A 20009-nucleotide genomic window follows, 5' to 3' on the forward strand; every position below is an offset into this window, starting at 1 on the left:
ACACACTTATGCATCGTTATTCATTGCTAGTGGCCGCGCTGCTGTTGCTGTTCAGCCAATGGACCTTCGCCGCCTATCGCATCGGCGTGAGCATTGCCCGGGTTGACGATAACTTCATGACCTATGTGCGTAGCGGCCTGGAGACTGCGGCGAAACAGCAGGACGTGCAGATCCAGTTCGAAGACGCCCAGGGCGATGTGGTGCGCCAGCTCAATCAAGTCGAGGGGTTTCTCAACCAGAAAGTTGACGCGGTGATCGTGCTGCCGGTCGACACCGCCGCCACTGCCAATATCACCCGAGCCGCCGTGGCGGCCAAGACGCCACTGGTGTACGTCAACCGTCATCCGGATGAACGCACACTGCCCAAGGGCGTAGTCACGGTGGCCTCCAACGACATCGAGGCCGGACAACTGCAGATGCGCTACCTTGCACAAAAACTCGGCGGCCAGGGCAACGTGGCGATCATCATGGGCGACCTTGCGCAGAACGCCACCCACGACCGCACCGAGGGCGCCAGGCAGGTGCTCAAGGACTTTCCCGGTATCAAGATCGTCGAGCAGCAAAGCGCCGAGTGGCAACGCAACAAAGGCATGGACCTGACCAGCAACTGGCTGCTGGCAGGCACGCAGTTTGATGCGATCGTGGCCAACAACGATGAAATGGCAATCGGTGCGGCCATGGCATTGCAGCAAGCGGGCAAGGCCAAGGGCCAGATTGCGATCGTCGGCATCGACGGTTTGCCCGATGGTTTGGCGGCCATCAAGCGTGGGCTGCTTGCTGCGTCAGTGTTCCAGGACCCCAAGGCCCAGGCGACCCAGGCGGTTCGAGCGGCGATCAAGATGATCAAGGGCGAACCGATTGAAGCCGAAGTGTGGGTGCCGTTTGAACTGATCAAACCTGAGCAGGTGGCGGTATTCGAACAGCGCTACAAGTAAACCGAAGCTAAGGAGATCCAAATGTGGGAGGGCAAGCCCCCTCCCACACTGGATCTGAATCAGTCCAGGTCACTCGCGTCATGCCGTTCGGGCAACTGCTCCTCACCCGACACCCTGTTCACCCGTCGCCCGCGCTGCACCGCCGGCCGGGCGTCAATTGCGTCGGCCCAGCGCAGCACGTGTTTGTATTCATGCACCGAGAGAAACTCCGCCGAGTCGCCGTACAAGCGGCCTTTGACCAGCCCGCCGTACCAGGGCCAGATGGCGATATCGGCAATGGTGTACTCATCGCCGGCGATGTACTCGCTCACCGCCAGGCGCTTGTCCAGCACATCCAGTTGGCGCTTGGCTTCCATGGCAAAACGGTTGATCGGGTACTCCATCTTGCTCGGCGCATAGGCATAGAAATGCCCGAAGCCACCCCCCAAGTAGGGCGCGCTGCCCATCTGCCAGAACAACCATGACAGGCATTCAGCCCGGGCCGCAGGCTCGCTGGGCAAGAACGCGCCGAATTTCTCGGCCAGGTACTGCAGGATCGCGCCGGACTCGAACACCCGAATCGGCGTGGCGCCACTGTGGTCCATCAGCGCCGGAATCTTCGAGTTCGGGTTTACCCCCACAAAGCCACTGCCGAACTGGTCGCCGTCACCGATCTTGATCAGCCAGGCGTCGTACTCGGCGCCGGTGTGCCCGAGGGCCAGCAACTCTTCAAGCAGGATCGTGACCTTCTGCCCGTTGGGCGTGGCCAGGGAATACAGCTGCAGCGGATGCTTGCCGATCGGCAGCTCTTTATCGTGGGTAGCACCCGCGATGGGCCGGTTGATACTGGCGAAGGTGCCGCCGCTCTCGGTGTCCCAGGTCCAGACCTTTGGGGGTACATAATCAGCCATGCCACTGCTCCTCAGGGATTGTGATCAACGAAGCGTTCCAGACTAAACCAAAGACGGGTGATGCGTCACACCGGCATCCCGATCTTGTCGAGGCACCTGTACGCGCAGGGCGATAAGCAAGGCCGCGAGCAACATCAATACACCCGCACCCACAAATACCCCACCAATGCCGCTGACGCTGAACATCAACCCGCCACCGGCAGCCCCTGCGGCAATCGCCGACTGCACCGAAGCGACCACCATGCCGCCGGCACTTTCGGCCTGGTCCGGCACGGCACGGGCGACCCAATTGGACCATGCCACCGGTACACCGCCGAACGCCATGCCCCACAGCGCCAGGAGCAACGCCTGGCCCGGCAATGACACCGGCAGCCAGACCAGGGCCAGCGCCGCAATGCCTACCAGCACCGGCATCAACACCAACGTCCCACGCGGGTGGCGCACCAGCAGCCAACCGGCGAGCAAGGTGCCGACGAAATTCGCCACGCCAAAACCCAGCAGCATCAGGGCCAGCCCTTGGGTATCGACGCCGGTGGTGCTTTCCAGGAACGGGCGAATATAGGTGAACAATGCGAAATGCGCGGTATGTACCAGCACGCAACCGAACATGCCCATGGCGATACCCGGGCGCAGCAGCACTTCCAGCACGGTACGCAGGCGCGCGGTACCATTGGGCACCAGGCGCGGCAGGGTGAACGCCTGGAACGCCAGGGTCACCGCACCCACGGCAGCCGCCGCGATAAACGCACTGCGCCAGCCGTACAGGCCACCCAAGTAGCTGCCCAGCGGCACGGCGACCACCGTGCCCGCCGCAATCCCGCTGAAGATGATCGACAGCGCCCGTGGCAGGGAAGCCGCCGGCACCAGACGCATGGCCACCGCCGCCGCCATGCTCCAGAAACCGCCCAGGGCGATGCCCAGCAGGATGCGCATCAACAGCAGTACGGTCAGGCTGGAAGACAACGCCACCAGCAGGTTGGAGGCGATCATCAGCGTGGAGAACCCCAGCAGCACCACGCGCCGGTCGATGCTTCGGGTCAGGCCGGGCACCAGCAAACCGGCAAACAACGCCACCACTGCCGTCACCGTCACGGCCTGGCCGGCGAGCGCCTCCGAGACACCCAGGTCCAAGGCCATGGGGGTCAACAAACTGGCCGGCAGGTACTCCGCCGTCAGCAAGCCGAACACCCCCATCGCCAAAGAAAACACCGCCAGCCAGGCCGGCTCCGTCACAATCCCGGCAGGGGCTTGGGCTGCATTGTCATTCATCACAGGTCATCCTCGGATCATTGGCAAGGCAGCCAGTCTAGGTTTGCCCGCCAGGATGATCTATGATGCAAACCCTTGAGTTTTTGACCGAAACCCCGAACATGACTGCCGCGCATGCTTTTACCCTGTCTTCCGACCTGATCAATGAGCTGCTGCGCGGCATGCGCCTGCGGGGCGTGCAGTACCGCCGCATCCAGGCCGGGCCGAGCTTCGGCATGGGCTTTGACGCCAAGCCCGGCCACGCCTATTTCCACTTTCTCGCGGCCGGCCATGCGACCTTGCGCGGCGAGGACGGCAACCTTTTCGAGCTGTCGGCGGGCAATGCGGTATTCATTGCCCATGGTGGCGCGCATGCACTGTTATCCGATGCGAGCGCCGGTGTGCACGATATCGGCGATTTCGACAGTGCCCCGTTGGGGGATGCGGTCTGCGCCGTGGATGCCTCCCCTAATGCGACGCCCAGCACCTTGCTGTTCAGTGCCTGCATGGAGTTTGAACTTGGCAGTATCCAGGGGCTCGGCAACCTGATGCCGGCGCTGATGCTGATCGATGCCGCAGGCCAGCGTTATCCCGGGCTGGTGCCGATTCTGGCGGTGATGGAACGGGAAGTCTCCACGGCCCGGATCGGGTTTGCCGGCATCCTCGCGCGCCTGGCCGATGTGGTGGCGGCGATGATCGTACGCGGCTGGGTCGAATGCGCCTGTGGCAACGCCTCGGGCCTGGTGGCGGCGCTACGCGACCCACGCCTGGCCCGCGCCCTCCTCGCCCTACACCAGCAACCGGGCCGCGACTGGAGCGTGGCGGAACTGGCCGCGCAGTGCCATACCTCGCGCTCGGTATTTGCCGATCGCTTCCAGGCCATCCTCGGCATACCGCCGTTGCGCTACGCTACGGAACTGCGCATGCGCCTGGCCACGCAGTGGCTGAGCCTGGAGCGCATGCCCATCGAAACCGTCGCGCAACGCCTCGGCTACACCTCCCAGGCGGCGTTCAGCCGTGCGTTCAAGCGCATCACCGGGCAACCGCCCGGGGCGGCCCGCAGTTCAATGTAGCGACCGCCCCTTCAAGCATTGCGCACCCTGATCATGAAGCCTTAATCTCGTCAGCCAATCACACCGCGAAAGCAATGGAGGCTGCATGAAACTGGTCGGAATGCTGGACTCGCCTTACGTACGCCGCGTGGCGATTTCCCTGGACTTGTATGGGGTGGAGTTTGTGCATGAACCGCTGTCGGTGTTCAGCACCTACGCGCAATTTGCCCAGATCAACCCCGTGGTCAAAGCCCCCTCCCTGGTGTTGGACGACGGGACGGTGCTGATGGATTCGAGCCTGATCCTCGATTACCTGGAAGCACTGGCGCCGGCTGACAAGAAGCTGCTGCCCCAACAACCGGCAGCACGCGCCCACGACCTGCAACTGCTCGGACTGGCCCTTGCCGCCTGTGAAAAGAGTGTGCAGATCGTCTATGAACACAACCTGCGCCCAGCCGAAAAGTTACATGCACCATGGATCGAACGCGTCAGTGGGCAATTGCTGGCGGCCTATGCCCTGCTGGACAAGCAACTGGCAGACAGTGAAGCGCTGACCCAGGCATCCATTACAGCAGCGGTCGCCTGGTCGTTCAGCCAGTTCACCGTGGCGTCGGTGGTGAAGGCGGATGCGTTCCCCAACCTGAAGCGCCATGCTGAACGCCTGGAACAGCATCCGGCGTTCAAACGCTACCCAATCGCCTAAGCATCGCAGTTCATATGTGGGAGGGGGCTTGCCCCCTTGACGGCCTGACAGCCGGCGCATCTCTACCTGACACCCCAGGATCTAAATGTGGGAGCTGGTTTGCCTGCGATGACGTCGGCCCAGCGAACATTGATGTGGGTTGACCCACCGCTATCGGGGGCAAGCCCCCTCCCACTCGCGATCTTCACAATTTTTTGGAACCGTGTTTCTACACCCAGCCGCCGTCAACGATAAAGTTTTGCGCCGAACACATCGCCGAGGCATCCGAGGCCAGAAACAGGGCCATATTGGCGATGTGTTCCGGCATCACACTGCCAGGCAGGCACTGGCTACGGGCGATCAACTCCCGAGCCGCATCATCCACCCACATGGCCAATTGTTTTTCCGTCATCACCCAGCCCGGCACCAGTGTGTTGACGCGGATATGGCTCGGCCCCAGCTCCCGCGCCAGGCCTCGAGTCATGCCGTGGGCGGCAGCCTTGCTGGCGGCGTACACCGGGTAGCCGGCAGAAGCCATCATCCAGCCGACCGAACCCAGGTTGATGATCGAGCCGCCACCCGCCTCTTTCATCATTGGCACCACCGCCTTTGCGGCAAAGAAGGCGTGCTTGAGGTTGACAGCGATCAACCGGTCAAACATTTGCGAGTCGATTTCTTCCAGGCTGTGGCGCACATCATTTGCCGCATTGTTGACCAGCACCGTGATCGGCCCGAGGGAATGCTCGAAGCGCCGGATTGCCGCACCGTAGCCAATCTCATCGGTGATATCGCAGCACTCGAACTCGACGGTGTGGCCCTTAGAGTTCAGCAGTGCCGCCAAGCGTTCACCCTGGCTTTGCGCGCGATCCACAAACGCCACTTTGGCACCCTGGGCGGCAAAGGCCCGCACCATGAATTCGCCAATCCCTGACGCCCCGCCGGAGATCAATACGCTCTTGCCCTTGAGGTCGGGATAAATGGCGTGTTCAGTACTCATAACGTAGTGCCTCGATCAATTAGTCTTATTTTATTTTACGAAATCGGCGTTAAAGGCTATAAATCTGCTGGATAACCGGTGAAATATCTCACATTAGTAGAACTATTCAACCCAAAAACAACAAAAGGAAGTTCGACATGAAGCACCCTCGATACCTGTTGTCCGGTCTGGCGCTGTCCATGCTGATCGCCAGCGGCGGCGCTCACGCCGCCGGCCTTACCAGCGAGCACAAGCCTTTCGGTAAAACCAATGACGGCACCGCCGTCGAACAGTACGTGTTGCGCAACAGCCATGGCATGCAAGCCACGGTAATTACCTACGGCGGTGTATTGCAGTCGCTGAAGGTGCCTGACAAAAACGGCAAGCTCGACGACGTAGTGCTGGGTTTCGATGACGTGCAAGGCTATCAAGGCGGTACTGCATTTTTCGGCGCAACCATTGGCCGCTTCGGCAACCGCCTGGCCGGCGGTGCCTTTGAACTCGACGGCAAACGCTACCAGGTGCCGCTCAACGACGGCCCCAACTCGCTGCATGGCGGCGCCCAGGGCTTCGACAAACAGGTGTGGCACGCCGAGCCCGTCAAGGACAAGGATTCGGTGGGCGTCACCCTCACCTACCTGTCCAAGGACGGTGAAATGGGTTTCCCCGGCAACCTGAAGACCGAAGTCACTTACCGCCTCAACGACAAGAACGAACTGCACATCGACTACAAGGCCACCACCGACAAACCGACGGTACTCAACCTCACCAATCACAGCTACTTCAACCTCGCCGGCGCGGGTAACGGCGACATTCTCAAGCAGGTCGCCACCTTGCACGCCAGCCACTACACGCCGGTGAATGCCACCTTGATCCCCACCGGTGAGCTGGCTCCGGTCAAGGGCACACCGATGGACTTCCTCAAGCCCACGCCTATTGGCCAGCACATCAAGGCGGACCATCCGCAGCTCAAATTTGCCGAGCCGAAACAAGGCGGGTTCGACTTTAACTGGGCCTTGGATACCAAAGGTGATGTGAAGCAGCTTGCTGCCCAGGTGCATGACCCTGAGTCGGGGCGGCGCTTGCAGCTTTACACCAGTGAGCCTGGGGTGCAGTTCTACACCAGCAACTTCCTGGATGGTTCGGTGAAGGGCAAAGGTGGCAAGACGTACCAGCACTGGAGCGGGTTCACCCTGGAGACCCAGCATTTTCCGGATGCGCCTAACCAACCCGGCTTTGCCTCAACTCGCTTGAATCCAGGGCAAACCTATATCCAGAACACCATTTTCAAGTTCACCGCCGATTAAAACTGTGGGAGGGCTACACCCCGATGAGCATAGGTATCTGCACAACTTGATAGCAACCGACGGTAACCACGATGCGAAGCGAGCCGCTCTTGATCTTGATCTGCTTTTGATCTCAGGCGCCCCGTTAAACCACGCTGGCCGGAATTCGACAGGGATTTGGGGGGTAAACCGGCAGGGATGCCGGTTTAGCCGCCCCGCGCCATGGATGGCGCGTGGCGGCGGCCCCCCAAATCCATGGCGGATTACGGGCACACCGAGCCTGGGCGAGGTGCCGAGTGGTGGGGCAAGAGCCCTTTGGTTACTTTGGGGCTCTTTTTTCCAAAGTGACCCGCTGTAAAAGCGGAACCAATATCAGCCGTTACCCAAATAACGGATATGTACTCGGTCTGATCCAGCATCCTGGTCGGCCCCGAGGCCGCCATCGGGAGCAAGCCCCCTCCCACAGGTCCGGCGTAACGCCAAAGTTGTGTAAATACCCATGCCCCCAGTAAAAGCTCGCACATTCCTCCCCACCCACTAAGCTCAATCTCGAACAAAAACAGCGAGCAGCCCGCCATGCCCCATCTCACCGAAACGTTCCGCAGCCGCTACCGCGCCAACGTGAGTCGCCATTACAACCCCTGGCTACACGCCGCGTTCGTCCTCGGCTACGGCATCACCTGTATCACCCTGGCCTGGTCCTCCACCGCACAGATCACCGCCCTGCAGTGGCTGACGGTGCCCTTGACGCTGGTGTTCTTCAACCTGTGCATCTACCTCGTGCACCGTCATCTCGGCCATCACAAACACTCATTCGCCCGGCTGTTCTACGCGCGCCACACCGGCGATCACCACAGTTTCTTCACGCCCGGCCACATGACCTACGACAGCCCGCGTGACTGGCGCGTCATCCTGTTCCCCGCCTGGCTGATCGTACTGCACAGCCTGGCCATCACCCTTCCCGGCTGGTGGCTGCTCAAGCAACTGAACCCCAACGTGGCGGGGTTGTTTGCCGGGTGCATGATCCTCGGCTACCTGCTCTACGAGGTGTTCCACGCCTGCGAACACTTGCCCGCTGAACACCCGGTGGCGCGCCTGCCGTGGATTCGCCAAATGCATCGCCTGCACGCCCTGCATCACCGTCGCGAGCTGATGCAGGGGCGCAATTTCAATATCGTGCTGCCGTTGATGGATTACCTGTTTGGCACGCTGCATTGGGAGCCGGCCACAAAAAAAGGGAGCAGCCCAGATGGACTGCCCCCTGCTTCACATTCCTAGATCAATCAGCGCACGATGGTCTGGCTGCAAATGTGGCCCAGGCTGACGTATTGGGTGATATTGCCGCCTACGCCCACACCCGGAAACTCCTTGAGCTCGATGCGCCAGCCACCTTCGTTGAACCAGGTTTCCCAGTTGTAGGTCTGGCCCGACGCGCTGTCCGGGTACCGCACTTTATAGTCGCCGGAGCAAGTGCCCAAGGCGACATTGCCCGAAGCTGCACCCGTGATGCCGGTCTTGGCCTCATAGTTCACCCAGTTGTAAGTTGCACCAAAGTGCTTGTCGACCCGCAGCACTGGGGTGACCCCGCGCAATGGCTCACCGGTGCTGTCCGACCATTGGGTGCTCCAGCTCAGATTGCGGGCTGCCTGGGTGGCCAGCTGGAAGATCGAGCTGGGAATGCGCACTACGTTATCGCCGTTCACGTTGTGCTGGTTCAAGCGAGGCGCCGAACCCAGGGTCAACTTGTACTGCGCCTGAGGGTTCAACGCCACCGCCGGGTTCGCCCGCACACGTACCTTGACCGTGTAGCCCGGCGTCAGGTTCGGATAGGTGGAGGTGGAATCCGGCTGAATCACTACCCAGTTATTACCGTCGAAACGCTCGAAGATCCACTGGTTGCGCGTACCCGCACCATCATCACCCAGGAACATGCCGACACCCTGGCCACGCAGCGACGTGAAGGAGAAGTAATCCACATCATTGACGCTGTCGAGGTTACCGGTCACCTGATTCAGCGCATCCGGCAGGGCAAATGCGGTTTGCTCGGTATCGTTGGGCTCGTAGGCATCAATGTTACTGTCTACCGCCACGCCGAAGCTGAACTGCGAGTTGCTTGCGGCATTGGCCACCATGAACCAGTAGTAGTCACCGGCCGGCAATACACCGTTGAGGTACTCATCGGCATTGCCGGCGTTATCAGACGTGCCCAACGGGGTCAGATTACCCTGCCCGTCATCGTGGAACAGGGTCAGCGACATGTCGGTGCCGACACTCTGGTTCAACAACTGCACCTGAATTCGCGCATTCTTCGGCAGGTTGAAGTGGTAGGCGATCTGCGCGCCGGTCTCCACCCCGGTCAGCGTGTAAAGGGTGTTGATATCCAGAGTTGGAAACAGCGGAGTGAAGGCAGCAACCGCCGCTTCCTTGAGTTTCGCCTGATCGGGCTTTACCAACTCGCCTACCTTGGCATCAACCACCGCATTACTGGCAATTGCCTTGCCGGCTGACACCTTGGGCTTGCCGGCCTTGGCTGCATCGAGCTTTTGCTTGAGTGCGTCCGAGACAATGGCCTTCTCTACTGTGCCACCTTGTTTCAACGCTTTGTCCACGGCCTGCTTGACCGTCTGCGCACTGAGCTTGGGAGGGGTTTGCTCGGCCAGGGCAAAGGCCGAAACAAAGCAGGAGGCCATCATGGCCGCGCCTAGCATAAGGGCTTTTTTCGATTTCATTTTTTATCCATCCATAGTTAAAAAATTGAAGCTCAGGTGACCGGTGACATCCGGTCACCTGGGATGGACTGTAGGACAATACTGTATTTATGTACAGTATTTTAACAAAATATGTGCTCCTGGCTTGTTACGCGAGTGAGCCCTCCTTCTATGGAATTGGGATATCGCACCACCTGCGCCAAACCTCCCATACAACCATTTGGATGATACAAATACTCGCGAGGCGATACGGCCACAAAGCCCAGCGCCTCAGCGTCAAGGGAACAGATGCCAGCTCAGCTTCGGTCACAAGGCTAGCTTTGAGATAAGCCTTAGGCCCTGACAGGATATCGACCATCAGGCTCATGCGATGATACCTGTCGATCATCCGATTTCTTTTCCAGAAACGCTTATGTAGACGAACCTTCTCGTTCTCACTGAAGTAACTTTCCAGCTCATCCAGCTTTGCGTATTCAGCAAACACTATCAGTCCCAAGACGACACCCGACCCAGCGAGCCACACAATGGTATATACAAGAAAAGGGGACATCGTTATGTCCCCTCGGGTTGGAATATCAGATCGCCGTCGATTTCCATGACTCTTCCGCCTACAAACGCACCACCCTCACCAAAAAAAGAGCCTCCCGCAGACCCGCCAACAGCCCCTCCGATAATTCCACACGCCAGTTCACCGTTGCCTTTCAGTGAAATACCTAATGCAATCCGGCATGCACTGCGAGCAATATTTGCAGCAGGCTTGCCCACAAGAGCAGCGCCTAATACTCCAGCCATCAACCTCCCCGTCTCCACATATTTCGCTCTTTTGCACTGCACCTCCCTTCCCACCACACACGCCTCCCTGATTTCCAAACCCGCCACGCCTACATCCATCGCCAGCCCCACATAAGTCCCATTCCCCAGCCATTTCGAAGCCTGCGCAACTGCCCCGATCCGCTGTGCATACCCTGCTATTTCGCCTTTATGCAGGTAGCTCTTGGTTGAAACGCCAAGCACCTTTTTCAATGACTGATTCCCCCTCAGCCCTGTCCCAAACCGCGCTGCACCTTGCAGTTGCCTATCCAGGTTCCCGAACAGCATCTGCCGTTGTCGAACAAACTCAACCCGGTCCAAGCCACCCCCTTTCAACCGCTGATGTAACTGTTCAATCGACTCGAGCGTAAGCACCACCTCATCCAGATGTCGCCCCCACGCAGATGTCGCACCCCCCACGCCTATCGAGCCATACCCCAACAGGCTCTGCAGCAGGTCATAGTCATTGATCACTGCTGGCCCAGCCGACGCATCCAGTGCCAGTCCTCGGTGAATTTCCTCGGCATAGCGCATCAACCAGGCTTCTTCGGCACTGCAAGTTACGCTGTAATTATCAGGAATAATCACCAACTGTCCTGGCGTCACCAGCTTATGGCGCAGGTGCCGATTCAACACATCGAAATGATCAGAGCGCTGCCGATTCAACGCCCCACCCATTAGCCTGGACTTCAAACTGAGGTAGTCCGTGGTGCGGTCGTTGAGGTATGCCTGCGCCATGCCTTACATCTCGAATGCCATGAAGATGGCATCGAAATATAAGCAAGCGCCTACAGCCCGGACACAAGCAGGCGGGGGTCAAACAATACGTTTGGGAAGTTGCCTACACAGCAAAAGATAAGCGCCTACGGAAGACGCCCTAATACCCCGTCATCTCCAAATACCCCACCCCACCCTCGAACTTCACCGGCCCTTCCCAGTAGGGAATCCCCAGGTTCATCCACGCTTTCGGATTGACCGCCTCGGTGGTGATGTCCAGGTGTTTGCCGGGGATCTTCAGCGACCAGCGCGTGGGAATGCTGCGCCCGTCAATCTCGGTTCTGGTCAGCGGCGCCAGTTGAATATCTGCGTTGTGCAGGGTCTCGGTGCGGCCCTGGGCGTCGATCCAGGTTCCGGTGAGGTACCCGCCGCCGTCTTTGTCTCGCACGCGAAAGAGCATCAGTTGCGCGCCCCGGTCCAGGTGCAGGGAGAACCAGTCCCAGCCGGTCTGGCTGGCGGCCAGGGGTTGGCTGCTCCATTCGCGGTCGAGCCAGGCCGAGCCGCTGACTTCGTACGTCTGGCCGTCGATACTGATGCTGCCGGTGGCGGCGAAAAACGGCTGGCTGTAGTAGTACGACGCCTGGCCCTGGTCGGATTTGCGGCTGTAGCCGTTGTCGCCTTGCAGCACCAACGGGCGGCTGGAGGTCAGTTGCAGGTCGTAGGCGAATTGCCCGCCACTGGCCTTGAGTTGCATATCGGCCAGAGCGCTAGTGGCGCCTGGGCGGGTGGCGAAGTTCCAGTCGTCGATCCAGGCGTTGAACGGCAACGCTTGCGCTCCGGCCTGGCCGACACCACCACGGGCGAAGCGTTCGGCGGCGTAGTGGTGGGTGGCGCTGGTGACGGCGGCGTGGCCGAGCCAGATGGTGGAGTCGCGCCAGCCTTGCTGCATCGGCCCGGCATTCACGGCGTTGCGAAACAAGGTCCATTGCACGCCGAACACATTGCCCTGGGCATCCTTGAGGTTGGCGGTGACGTACCACCATTCGATGCGAAAGCCTGGGTGCGGGCCGTGATCTTCGGGGAAGCTGAAGACTTTACCAGGGGCCACTTGGGCAAACTCCGCCGCATCGCTGCCCAGCCCGGCGAAGCTTTCCTCGGGTGCAGGCGGCTTGTCACAGGCACTCAACAGCAGCAGCAACACCCCCCACCCCAACGCTTTAATCTTCATTTGCAAAGGTCCTCAACAAATCCGCCGGGCGGCTGCGGTAGAGCTGCCATAGCGGCCAGGCCGAGGCTAGCAATGTCGCAAGCAACGCCAGCCCCATCAACTGTGCAAGCTGCCCGGGGAATACCTGCAACGGCAGGCGCCAGCCGAACGCCTGGACGTTGATCACCGCATCCAGGCACCACGCCAGCAACAGCCCCAACGGCAACGCAAGGACCAGCGTCAGTACCGCCAGCAGCCAGGTCTGGCCAAGGTTGAGCAGCATCAGTTGGCGGCGTGTCACCCCCAGCGCCCACAACGGCGCAAGTTGCCCGAGGCGACTCTGGCTCTGGGTCAGCAGGCTGATGAACAATGCCACGCCCGCCACACCCAGGGTCAGACTGTTCAACGCAGCAGTGGCGGCGAAGGTGCGTTCGAAAACCTGGCTGGACCACCCCTTGAGTTGTTGTTGATCGACGATACGGCTGTCTTCCAGGGCAAACTCGCGCTGCACTTCACCCACCAGCGGCTGCACATCCTGGGGCGCCACGCGCAGGTTGAATCGCACCGGTGACAGCGTCGGCCAATGAGCCAACAGGTGCTTGGCGTTGACCAGCAGATGGCCCTTGGGATTGCCATAGTCGGCGTAGATTCCGACGATTTCCGGTGCCCATGTGCCCTGCGGGGTGGGGACTTGAACCCTGTCGCCCAGGCGCACGTTCAAGCGCCGCGCCAACTGCTCGCTGAGCATCACGCTATCGTCTTGCAGCAAGCGGTCCCAGGGTGTGCTCGTCGCCTCCAGCAACGGCCAGTGCTGACGATAGGTGGGGTTGTCGACCACACCAAACAGCTCCGCCGGCCAGCCTTGCAACTGCACCGCGACCTGCCAGCTGGGCAGCACCGCCTGCACCAACGGCTGCTGTGCCAACCATGTGTGCAGTTGCTGCGCCTGAGCCGGATTTTGCGGGTTGAGGTAAAGCTCGGCGGTCAGGCGTTGTTCCAGCCAGTGGTTGAAGGTCTGGCGAAAACCCGAGGTCATGGAGCCTGCGCCAATATTGGCCGCCAGGGCCAGCAACAGCGCCATGAGTGCCAGGCTCAAGGCTGGCAGTTGCTGGCGACAGTCGGCGAGGAACCACTGGCCCAGTACCGAACGACTGCGCCCCAGCACGCCGTTCAACAGCGCATTGAGCAACACCGGCAAACCCAGTGCAGCGCCCAGCAGCAAGGCCGCCATCAGCACGAATCCGGCGGCCAGGCTGTTGCCCAACTCCAGGGCCAGCAGTGCAATGAGCAGCGCCGCAACCGCCACCCAACCCTGGCGCCGCAACCAGCGCCCGTGGGCCTCATGCCAGGCTTGTGCATTGGCCAGCGCCAGCAACGGCAAACGCGCCGCACGCCACAGGCTGCTGGCCCCTGCGAGCAAGGCGCCGAGCAGGCTCAAGCCCAGCCCTGCAAGCCACCACCCCGGGCTCATGCTCAGTTGACCTGCCACTTCGGCCCCGTACAGGCCGCGCAAGCTGGCGGCGACGTCCGGCAGCAACAGGCTGGCCAGCAGGTAACCGCTGGCGACCCCGAGTACACCGCCCAGCAATGCCAGAACGCCCAGTTCGACCCCCAGGCTCAGGATCAGCATTCGCGCACTGACCCCGCAGGCACGCAAAGTGCGCAACAGACCCCGCCGTTGTTCCAGGGCCAGGCCGATGGCTGCGTGCACGATAAACAACCCGACCACGAAGGACAAAAAGCCCAAGGCGTCGAGGTTCAGATGAAAGCTTTCGGTGAGACGTGAGAGGTTGTTGTCCTCGCCCTGCTTGAGTTGCAACCCGACGGGCGCTTGGGGATGGCGGGCGGCGAAGGCGTTGTCCAGCAGCAAGCGCGACAGCCGCCCCTGCATGTTTAGCACGGGTTGGGCAAAACCGATATCGGTAAGCAGCATACCGGGGGCCATGTCCGGCTGAACCTGCAACGGCGGCAAGCGCTGCCCGCTGGCCGTCAGCGGTTGTTCGCCCGCGTGCAAACCGAGCGCCTCCAAGGTTTGCGCGGCAACCCAGGTACGCCCCGGCGCCTGGAAAAACGCCAGCATCTGTGCCTGGCTCAAGCGCTGCCCGGCCACGCTGCCGCTGCCAGGTAACGATACCGGCTCAATCCCCATCAATTGCAGCCGCTGCTCCTCATGCCCCTTGAGTACCACCCGCCCCTGCACCACCGGTGACACCGGCCACCCGGCGCGGCGCAATTGCGCAAACAACGCTTGGGGGAAGGCGGCGCCGTCCGGTGCGCTCAAGCTGGCCTGCGGTTCGCCGCCGATCAATTGGCTGGCGCGCGCATAGCCGTCCCGTGCCTGGCTGTTGAGCGCCTGCACGCCCGTCAATAATGCGGTAGCCAGCCACAGGCCGGTCAGCACGCTGAAAAATTGCACCGGGTGACGGCGCCAGTGGCTCAACAACGCACGCAACGCCCAGCAGAACACCGCCATCTCAGCGCGCGTCCATCGGTACGACACGGCCATGGTGCAGCAGCACCTGCTGGTCCAGGCGTGCGGCCAGGCGTGGGCTGTGGGTAACCATCAACAGGCTGGTAGGGCTGTCCTGCAGCAGATCCAACAGCAACTGCAGCACCTCATCGCTGGTGGTTTCGTCGAGGTTGCCGGTGGGCTCATCGGCCAACAGCAAACCCGGACGCGAGGCCAGCGCCCTCCCTACCGCCACCCGCTGCTGCTGACCGCCGGACAGTTGCTCTGGATAACGCTTGAGCAAATCGCCCAGCCCCAGACGTTCCACCAACTGCGCCTGCCAATGCGGATCGAAGCGCCCCGCCAGGCGCGCCTGGAATGCCAGGTTGTCCTCCACACGCAAGCTGCCGATCAGGTTGAACTGCTGGAACACCAGGCCGATTTCGGTACGGCGCCAATGGGCCAGTTGCCCTTCGTTGAGCTGGTCCAAGCGCTGCTCGCCAATGCGGATGCTGCCGCCGTCGACCCGATCCAGGCCGGCCACTAGGTGCAGCAAGGTGCTTTTGCCACTGCCCGACTCGCCCATCAGCGCCAGACTGCTGCGCGCCCCCAGGTACAGGTCGACACCGTCCAGCACGGCCAGCGGACCTTGGGGAGTGGCGTAGTGTTTGATAACCCCTTGTACCTGCAACATAGGAACGCTCATTTGAAGGACTGCCAACGAGAATAACGGCTGAGGGACATGCCCACGCAAATTTTTCACATGGATTTCACCGCCTGCCCATCCTCGACACTTTAAAGTGCGCTCCCAGCGGTGATAACTCGCAACTTGTTAGTTACTAATATTCACACTTTTTACGACGCGGATGTTCAGCAAAAAGACAGCAGCACTGTGACAGGCTGCTGCTCCACAACGGGCGATCGCCCATTAACTTCACTGGTTATAAGCACAACTAAAGGGCCGAGGGTGAATAGCGTGGCAGACATGATCCTGGCCAATCCAAAACCCAAATGGGCAAGGTTGAAGCGCCTGAAAAAATACCGTCTGCCTGTGCTGGGCATCAGCGTCATCGGCCTGCTGCTCACAGGTTTTCTATTGTGGCCCTCTTCCCCGCTTGACCTGGGTGTCGGCAATCGCCTGGTCACCTCCGGGGTGCTCGCCAGTTGGCGCCAGGGCGACCTGGTGGTTCTGGTGCGTCATGAAGAACGCTGCGACCGCTCGAAAAATCCTTGTTTCGGCCCTGCCAGCGGCCTCACGATCCAGGGCACGCAACGCGCGACCGAACTGGGCAAAGCCTTTGATTCATTGGGCATGGAGGCCACCGACGTGCTGAGCAGCCCGACCACGCGCACTGCCCAAACCTCGCTGTTCATGTTCGGCAAGACCGAGCTGTCCCCGGGCCCGCTCGCCATTTGCGGGGATGCCATGGCGGAGGAAATCCTCAGCCATAAACAGCCGAGTCGCAACCTGATGTTGATCACCCACAGCGCCTGCATGAGCGACTTCCAGACGAGCCTGGGCTTTCCCCATGCCGCAGCGGCCGAATATGGCAGTGCACTGTTCGTCAAGGTATTGCCCAACGGCAAACTTGAGGCAATGGGCACTCTGAGAATCCAGCAATGGGCCGCAGTACTTAAACAACTTTAATTACACTTATTTACATATCCAGCAGCTATTACGTTCAGCAAAACGACAGCCCTGTTCTGGCATGTTCAGTTGCGCCTCTTAGTTAGGTTCCCCCCCTCATTGATTCAGTGAACATCACGATGCTCGGCCCGATTAATTCAATACTCTTCTTGCACCTGTTTGAACGTCATGGAGCGACGTGCTCATGACCCGCCTGAACCCTCTGCTCTGGTTAATCCTGGGCTTTGCCGTTTTTTTCTTGCTGCCCCTGGGCTTTCACGGCCTGTGGATTCCGGATGAAACCCGTTATGCCCAGGTCAGCCAGGAAATGCTGATGAGCGGCAACTGGGTAGCGCCGCACTTTATGGGCGTGCGTTATTTCGAAAAGCCCGCCGCGGGCTATTGGCTGATTGCCCTGGGCCAGGCGGTGTTTGGCGAAAACCTGTTCGGCGTGCGTATTGCCTCGGTCCTGGCCACGGCGTTGAGTGTGCTGCTGGCCTACCTGATCGCGCGGCGCCTGTGGAACGACCCACGTAAAAGCTTCGCCTGCGCCCTGCTCTACATGAGCTTTGGCTTGGTGGCCGGGCAAGCCGGGTATTCCAACCTTGATCCGCAATTTACCTTGTGGGTCAACCTGAGCCTGGTCGCCCTGTGGTTTGCTCTCGACAGCCCCACCTTAGGTGGGCGTCTGGGTTGCTGGGCCTTGTTGGGGCTGGCGTGCGGCATGGGGTTCATGACCAAGGGGTTTCTGGCATGGCTGCTGCCGGTATTGGTCGCGGTGCCTTACCTGATCTGGCAGCGCCGCGTCGGTGAGTTGCTGCGCTACGGGCCGGTGGCGATTATGGTCGCGGTACTGGTTTGCCTGCCGTGGGCATTGGCGATCCATGTGCGGGAACCGGATTACTGGCGCTTTTTCTTCTGGCACGAACACATTCGCCGCTTCGCCTCCGACAATGCGCAACATGCGCGGCCGTTCTGGTTCTTCCTGCCGATCATGGTCGTGGCGTGTCTGCCGTGGGCCGCATTGCTGCCGACAACACTGTGCAAGGCCTGGAACGAAAAACGCCAGCCGGCGATTGCCTTTCTCGCCCTGTGGTGGCTGCTGCCCCTGGGCTTTTTCAGCCTGAGCAAAGGCAAGTTGCCGACCTACATCATGCCCTGCCTGCTGCCCCTGGCGCTGCTGATGGGCCACGGCTTGATCGACCTGATCAAGCAAGGCAAGGCACGTACGATTGTGATCAACGGCGCGGTCAATTTCGTTCTCGGCATGGCGGCCATGGTCGGGCTGATTTACCTGCAAATCACCGACCCGCTGTACGGCAACAGCCACGCCGAGATGTTCAGCCTGTCCCTGGCTTTTATCGTGCTGCTGGGCTGGATCCTCGCCAACCTGTTGCAAGCGGTGCGCCCGCTGACGTTGTGGGCGATGCCGGCGCTGGGCATTGGCTTGCTGGTAGCCCTGCTGCCGGCGGGAATGCCGCAGTTGATAGCGGATAACGAAATGCCCGACCAGTTCGTGCTTGAGCACCTGGACGAACTGCAACAAACCCGTGCTTTGCTGAGCAACGAACTGGGCCTGGCATCGGCATTGTCATGGCGCCTGCGTGAGCCAGAGGTAGCGTTTTACGGCACCGAGGGCGAGCTGCGCTACGGCTTGCATTACGAAGAAGCGGCGCACCGCAAGGTCACACTCGACAACGTGCAAGCCTGGTTGGCCGAAGCCCGCGAGCGAGGTTCGGTGGGCGTGCTGATGCGGGTCCGCAGCACCAGCGAGCACCGCGAAGAAGGGCAATTGCCGCCCGGCGGCAAGCGCTATCGCAAGGGCAACCTGGTACTGACGATTTACCCCCAACAACCTTGATCGCCTTTGCAGGAACAGCCCATGAGCCTATGGAAAACCGAACGCGGCGCCCTGGTTTTACTGCTGGGCGTCTCGGCCTTGCTTTTGCTGCTGGGCCTGGGCAGCCGCGACCTATGGGGGCCGGAGACGCGCTGGGCCAACATCGCCTTGCAGATGCTGCAAAGCGGTGATTACTTCGACCCGTATCTCAAAGGCACGCCGTATTACGACAAACCCCTGCCCTCCTACTGGCTGATCACCGGCTTCGCCAGCTTGATGGGCGGCCTTGGCCCGTGGTCGTTGCGTCTGTCATCGGTGATTGCAGCGTGGCTGAGTATCTGGCTGGTGTACCTGATCGGCGAACGGCTGTTTCGCAAAGGCACAGGCTTGATCGCCGGCTGGATGCTCGCCACCACCTTCTACTTCCTGTTCTGGGCCAGGGTCGCCACGGCCGACGTGCTGACCGTGTGCGGCGTGCTGGCAGCCGTGTGGTGGTATTGGCGTGGGCCGGAAGACACCAGGCTTGGGCGCTACACGGTGTTTTTCCTGTTGCTGGCAGCGACGTCTCTGTTCAAGGGCTTGATCGGTTTTGTGCTGCCTGGGCTGGTGCTGCTGCCGCACCTGCTCAGCCAGCAGCGCTACAAACGCCACCTCAATCTGCGCCTGCTGTTGGCCATGCTGATCGCCGCGGCGTTTTACGCGATTCCTTTCGTACTGTCCCACCGCTACGGCGCGCCTTCTTATGGCGAGAGCGGTCTGGCATTGGTATTCAGGGAAAACGTGGTGCGTTTCTTCGATCCCTTCGATCACATGGGCCCGATCTACACCTACCTGATCTACCTGCCGGTCTACACCCTGCCCTGGGCCCCCTGCTGGCTACTGGGCCTGTGGCTGGCGGTGCGGCACTGGCGCCACACCCCACCCAACGTGCGCTGGCTGGTGTGGGGCCTGGGCCTGTTGTTTGCGTTCTTCACCGCCAGCGGCAGCCGCCGCAGCTACTACGTACTGCCGCTGGTGCCCTTTGCTCAACTGCTCGCCGCCTGGTGGCTGAGCGAACGCCTAAAGAAAAAACCGGCGAGCTGGCCGCGCTGGCAAAAAGGCTTCGGCATCAGCGCAGGCCTGCTCTTGCTGGTGCTGGGTGTGATCTACCCCTGGACTACCGGCAACGGCGGCGTGACCCGCTTCGCCGAGGATGTGCAAGCCCAAGCCGTGAAAAGCGCACCGTGGGACCAATGGCAAATGGTGCTGGTGGAGGTCGACAACAAGCTGCCCATGTACCTGCAAAACCACGGCAGGCCCTTCTACTACGTCAGCGAAACCCAGGACTACCCCCGCCAGGGCAACAGCGCCGCGTTCATGGCCTGGCTGGAAAAGACCAGCGGCCAAAGGTTCGATCCGCAACACACGATTATCATCGCGCAGTATTCCAGGGAAGACCCGATGCCGCTGGCGTTTCTGGGCGTGGATCATCGAGTGGTCACTACGCAATCGGATAATGGCGAGCGCTTGTTTCAGAAGCGTGAGGGAGGGAGCGTGGCGTTTGTTCCGATGCCACGCTGAGAATCGAAGAGGTGCTGTTTGC

General features: G+C 60.8%; 17 protein-coding genes. 8 read left to right on the forward strand and 9 right to left on the reverse strand.

The features are described from left to right. Positions 1–8 precede the first annotated feature (8 nt). Positions 9–935: a sugar ABC transporter substrate-binding protein gene (locus LJX92_RS16515; protein WP_223018450.1), complete on the forward strand. Its 927-nt coding sequence runs from the start codon at positions 9–11 to the stop codon at positions 933–935. A gap of 59 nt (positions 936–994) precedes the next feature. On the opposite strand, the gene yghU is transcribed toward LJX92_RS16515, so the two are convergent. After that, positions 995–1825: a glutathione-dependent disulfide-bond oxidoreductase gene (gene yghU / locus LJX92_RS16520; protein ID WP_228308627.1), complete on the reverse strand. Its 831-nt coding sequence runs from the start codon at positions 1823–1825 to the stop codon at positions 995–997. A gap of 42 nt (positions 1826–1867) precedes the next feature. Continuing rightward, positions 1868–3094, reverse strand: coding sequence for an MFS transporter (locus LJX92_RS16525; RefSeq protein WP_032880424.1), 1227 nt, complete (start codon positions 3092–3094; stop codon positions 1868–1870). Positions 3095–3159: 65 nt separating this feature from the next. On the opposite strand from LJX92_RS16525, the gene LJX92_RS16530 reads away from it, so the two are divergent. Then, positions 3160–4146 carry an AraC family transcriptional regulator gene (locus tag LJX92_RS16530; protein ID WP_148853655.1) on the forward strand — a complete coding sequence of 329 codons (987 nt, stop codon included), beginning with the start codon at positions 3160–3162 and terminating at the stop codon, positions 4144–4146. A gap of 85 nt (positions 4147–4231) precedes the next feature. Further along, complete coding sequence (locus LJX92_RS16535; RefSeq protein WP_032880423.1) at positions 4232–4828, forward strand: glutathione S-transferase family protein; 597 nt, start codon at positions 4232–4234, stop codon at positions 4826–4828. A gap of 208 nt (positions 4829–5036) precedes the next feature. On the opposite strand, the gene LJX92_RS16540 is transcribed toward LJX92_RS16535, so the two are convergent. After that, on the reverse strand, positions 5037–5804 hold the full coding sequence (locus tag LJX92_RS16540; RefSeq protein ID WP_032880421.1) for an SDR family NAD(P)-dependent oxidoreductase: 768 nt from the start codon (positions 5802–5804) through the stop codon (positions 5037–5039). A gap of 137 nt (positions 5805–5941) precedes the next feature. Here LJX92_RS16540 and LJX92_RS16545 point away from each other — a divergent pair, with 137 nt between their 5' ends. Next, entirely contained in the window at positions 5942–7090 is a 1149-nt protein-coding gene (locus LJX92_RS16545) for an aldose epimerase family protein (RefSeq protein ID WP_032880420.1), read from the forward strand. A 555-nt stretch (positions 7091–7645) separates the two neighbouring features. Further along, a complete protein-coding gene (locus LJX92_RS16550; RefSeq protein ID WP_223018448.1) occupies positions 7646–8347 on the forward strand; it encodes a sterol desaturase family protein in 702 nt (233 codons plus the stop codon). A gap of 5 nt (positions 8348–8352) precedes the next feature. On the opposite strand, the gene LJX92_RS16555 is transcribed toward LJX92_RS16550, so the two are convergent. From LJX92_RS16555 to LJX92_RS16580, 6 genes are all read right to left on the reverse strand, one after another. Further along, positions 8353–9798, reverse strand: a complete 1446-nt coding sequence (locus LJX92_RS16555; RefSeq protein WP_032880416.1) for a hypothetical protein — start codon at positions 9796–9798, stop codon at positions 8353–8355. 148 nt (positions 9799–9946) lie between these two features. Continuing rightward, the gene (locus tag LJX92_RS16560) at positions 9947–10327 is read right to left on the reverse strand and encodes a hypothetical protein (protein WP_228308628.1); all 381 of its coding nucleotides are present in this window, start codon (positions 10325–10327) and stop codon (positions 9947–9949) included. A gap of 2 nt (positions 10328–10329) precedes the next feature. Continuing rightward, complete coding sequence (locus LJX92_RS16565) at positions 10330–11325, reverse strand: hypothetical protein (protein ID WP_032880414.1); 996 nt, start codon at positions 11323–11325, stop codon at positions 10330–10332. 139 nt (positions 11326–11464) lie between these two features. Further along, positions 11465–12532, reverse strand: coding sequence for a lipocalin-like domain-containing protein (locus LJX92_RS16570; protein WP_228308629.1), 1068 nt, complete (start codon positions 12530–12532; stop codon positions 11465–11467). After that, on the reverse strand, positions 12522–14984 hold the full coding sequence (locus tag LJX92_RS16575) for an ABC transporter permease (protein ID WP_228309916.1): 2463 nt from the start codon (positions 14982–14984) through the stop codon (positions 12522–12524). The genes LJX92_RS16570 and LJX92_RS16575 overlap by 11 nt, the downstream gene beginning before the upstream one ends. A gap of 1 nt (position 14985) precedes the next feature. Then, on the reverse strand, positions 14986–15654 hold the full coding sequence (locus LJX92_RS16580) for an ABC transporter ATP-binding protein (protein WP_103733845.1): 669 nt from the start codon (positions 15652–15654) through the stop codon (positions 14986–14988). A 273-nt stretch (positions 15655–15927) separates the two neighbouring features. Between LJX92_RS16580 and LJX92_RS16585 the strand changes: the two genes are divergently transcribed. From LJX92_RS16585 to LJX92_RS16595, 3 genes are all read left to right on the forward strand, one after another. After that, positions 15928–16608: a histidine phosphatase family protein gene (locus tag LJX92_RS16585; protein WP_032880405.1), complete on the forward strand. Its 681-nt coding sequence runs from the start codon at positions 15928–15930 to the stop codon at positions 16606–16608. Positions 16609–16792: 184 nt separating this feature from the next. After that, a complete protein-coding gene (gene arnT, locus LJX92_RS16590) occupies positions 16793–18448 on the forward strand; it encodes a lipid IV(A) 4-amino-4-deoxy-L-arabinosyltransferase (protein ID WP_228308630.1) in 1656 nt (551 codons plus the stop codon). A 21-nt stretch (positions 18449–18469) separates the two neighbouring features. Next, positions 18470–19987: an ArnT family glycosyltransferase gene (locus LJX92_RS16595; RefSeq protein WP_078821780.1), complete on the forward strand. Its 1518-nt coding sequence runs from the start codon at positions 18470–18472 to the stop codon at positions 19985–19987. Positions 19988–20009 lie beyond the last annotated feature (22 nt).

Source organism: Pseudomonas sp. HN8-3, assembly GCF_020790195.1.
In the GTDB taxonomy this organism is placed as follows: domain Bacteria; phylum Pseudomonadota; class Gammaproteobacteria; order Pseudomonadales; family Pseudomonadaceae; genus Aquipseudomonas; species Aquipseudomonas synxantha_A.

Bases quoted from the DNA above. Each gene is read 5' to 3' on its own strand.
- LJX92_RS16515 (WP_223018450.1), top strand. From the start codon at position 9: ATGCATCGTTATTCATTGCTAGTGGCCGCGCTGCTGTTGCTGTTCAGC.
- yghU (WP_228308627.1), bottom strand. From the start codon at position 1,825: ATGGCTGATTATGTACCCCCAAAGGTCTGGACCTGGGACACCGAGAGC.
- LJX92_RS16525 (WP_032880424.1), bottom strand. From the start codon at position 3,094: ATGAATGACAATGCAGCCCAAGCCCCTGCCGGGATTGTGACGGAGCCG.
- LJX92_RS16530 (WP_148853655.1), top strand. From the start codon at position 3,160: ATGCAAACCCTTGAGTTTTTGACCGAAACCCCGAACATGACTGCCGCG.
- LJX92_RS16535 (WP_032880423.1), top strand. From the start codon at position 4,232: ATGAAACTGGTCGGAATGCTGGACTCGCCTTACGTACGCCGCGTGGCG.
- LJX92_RS16540 (WP_032880421.1), bottom strand. From the start codon at position 5,804: ATGAGTACTGAACACGCCATTTATCCCGACCTCAAGGGCAAGAGCGTA.
- LJX92_RS16545 (WP_032880420.1), top strand. From the start codon at position 5,942: ATGAAGCACCCTCGATACCTGTTGTCCGGTCTGGCGCTGTCCATGCTG.
- LJX92_RS16550 (WP_223018448.1), top strand. From the start codon at position 7,646: ATGCCCCATCTCACCGAAACGTTCCGCAGCCGCTACCGCGCCAACGTG.
- LJX92_RS16555 (WP_032880416.1), bottom strand. From the start codon at position 9,798: ATGAAATCGAAAAAAGCCCTTATGCTAGGCGCGGCCATGATGGCCTCC.
- LJX92_RS16560 (WP_228308628.1), bottom strand. From the start codon at position 10,327: ATGTCCCCTTTTCTTGTATATACCATTGTGTGGCTCGCTGGGTCGGGT.
- LJX92_RS16565 (WP_032880414.1), bottom strand. From the start codon at position 11,325: ATGGCGCAGGCATACCTCAACGACCGCACCACGGACTACCTCAGTTTG.
- LJX92_RS16570 (WP_228308629.1), bottom strand. From the start codon at position 12,532: ATGAAGATTAAAGCGTTGGGGTGGGGGGTGTTGCTGCTGCTGTTGAGT.
- LJX92_RS16575 (WP_228309916.1), bottom strand. From the start codon at position 14,984: ATGGCGGTGTTCTGCTGGGCGTTGCGTGCGTTGTTGAGCCACTGGCGC.
- LJX92_RS16580 (WP_103733845.1), bottom strand. From the start codon at position 15,654: ATGTTGCAGGTACAAGGGGTTATCAAACACTACGCCACTCCCCAAGGT.
- arnT (WP_228308630.1), top strand. From the start codon at position 16,793: ATGACCCGCCTGAACCCTCTGCTCTGGTTAATCCTGGGCTTTGCCGTT.
- LJX92_RS16595 (WP_078821780.1), top strand. From the start codon at position 18,470: ATGAGCCTATGGAAAACCGAACGCGGCGCCCTGGTTTTACTGCTGGGC.